This window comes from Arthrobacter sp. zg-Y179, from assembly GCF_020907345.1.
Classification (GTDB): Bacteria; Actinomycetota; Actinomycetes; order Actinomycetales; family Micrococcaceae; genus Arthrobacter_B; species Arthrobacter_B jinronghuae.
Genome location: NZ_JAJJOB010000018.1, coordinates 1 through 1,730, shown reverse-complemented (window position 1 = coordinate 1,730; position 1,730 = coordinate 1). Strand labels below are relative to the sequence as shown.

Genomic DNA, 1,730 nt, shown 5'->3' with positions numbered 1-1,730 from the left:
GTCTGTTGTTTGAGAACTCAATAGTGTGCCAAGTTTATTGATACCAATTTATTTTGATTGGTTGAACAGGCCGTTTCCGCCCACCCCGTGGGTATGGGACGGTTTTTTTAGCCGGTTTCGAATTTAGTGCAGTGCGGACGACCAATTTTCCTTGGTCCCCGGACTGTGTCTGTAACACATTTACGGAGAGTTTGATCCTGGCTCAGGATGAACGCTGGCGGCGTGCTTAACACATGCAAGTCGAACGATGACTTCTGTGCTTGCACAGAATGATTAGTGGCGAACGGGTGAGTAACACGTGAGTAACCTGCCCCTGACTTCGGGATAAGCCTGGGAAACCGGGTCTAATACCGGATACAACGGACCACCGCATGGCGGTCCGTGGAAAGCTTTATGCGGTTTTGGATGGACTCGCGGCCTATCAGCTTGTTGGTTGGGGTAATGGCCCACCAAGGCGACGACGGGTAGCCGGCCTGAGAGGGTGACCGGCCACACTGGGACTGAGACACGGCCCAGACTCCTACGGGAGGCAGCAGTGGGGAATATTGCACAATGGGCGGAAGCCTGATGCAGCGACGCCGCGTGAGGGACGAATGCCTTCGGGTTGTAAACCTCTTTCAGCAGGGAAGAAGCGAAAGTGACGGTACCTGCAGAAGAAGCGCCGGCTAACTACGTGCCAGCAGCCGCGGTAATACGTAGGGCGCAAGCGTTATCCGGAATTATTGGGCGTAAAGAGCTCGTAGGCGGTTTGTCGCGTCTGCTGTGAAAGCCCGGGGCTCAACCCCGGGTCTGCAGTGGGTACGGGCAGACTAGAGTGATGTAGGGGAGACTGGAATTCCTGGTGTAGCGGTGAAATGCGCAGATATCAGGAGGAACACCGATGGCGAAGGCAGGTCTCTGGGCATTAACTGACGCTGAGGAGCGAAAGCATGGGGAGCGAACAGGATTAGATACCCTGGTAGTCCATGCCGTAAACGTTGGGCACTAGGTGTGGGGGACATTCCACGTTTTCCGCGCCGTAGCTAACGCATTAAGTGCCCCGCCTGGGGAGTACGGCCGCAAGGCTAAAACTCAAAGGAATTGACGGGGGCCCGCACAAGCGGCGGAGCATGCGGATTAATTCGATGCAACGCGAAGAACCTTACCAAGGCTTGACATGAACCGGAAAGGCCTGGAAACAGGTCCCCCACTTGTGGCCGGTTTACAGGTGGTGCATGGTTGTCGTCAGCTCGTGTCGTGAGATGTTGGGTTAAGTCCCGCAACGAGCGCAACCCTCGTTCTATGTTGCCAGCGCGTTATGGCGGGGACTCATAGGAGACTGCCGGGGTCAACTCGGAGGAAGGTGGGGACGACGTCAAATCATCATGCCCCTTATGTCTTGGGCTTCACGCATGCTACAATGGCCGGTACAAAGGGTTGCGATACTGTGAGGTGGAGCTAATCCCAAAAAGCCGGTCTCAGTTCGGATTGAGGTCTGCAACTCGACCTCATGAAGTTGGAGTCGCTAGTAATCGCAGATCAGCAACGCTGCGGTGAATACGTTCCCGGGCCTTGTACACACCGCCCGTCAAGTCACGAAAGTTGGTAACACCCGAAGCCGGTGGCCTAACCCCTTGTGGGAGGGAGCCGTCGAAGGTGGGACCGGCGATTGGGACTAAGTCGTAACAAGGTAGCCGTACCGGAAGGTGCGGCTGGATCACCTCCTTTCTAAGGAGCACCTCGAAGACCAT

The 1,730-nt window shown here is 55.8% G+C and carries 1 rRNA gene; it reads left to right on the top strand.

The annotated features are described in order from the left end of the window. Positions 1-179 precede the first annotated feature (179 nt). Positions 180-1,707: ribosomal RNA gene (locus LOC56_RS16065) — 16S ribosomal RNA — on the top strand. The last annotated feature ends 23 nt before the right edge of the window (positions 1,708-1,730 follow it).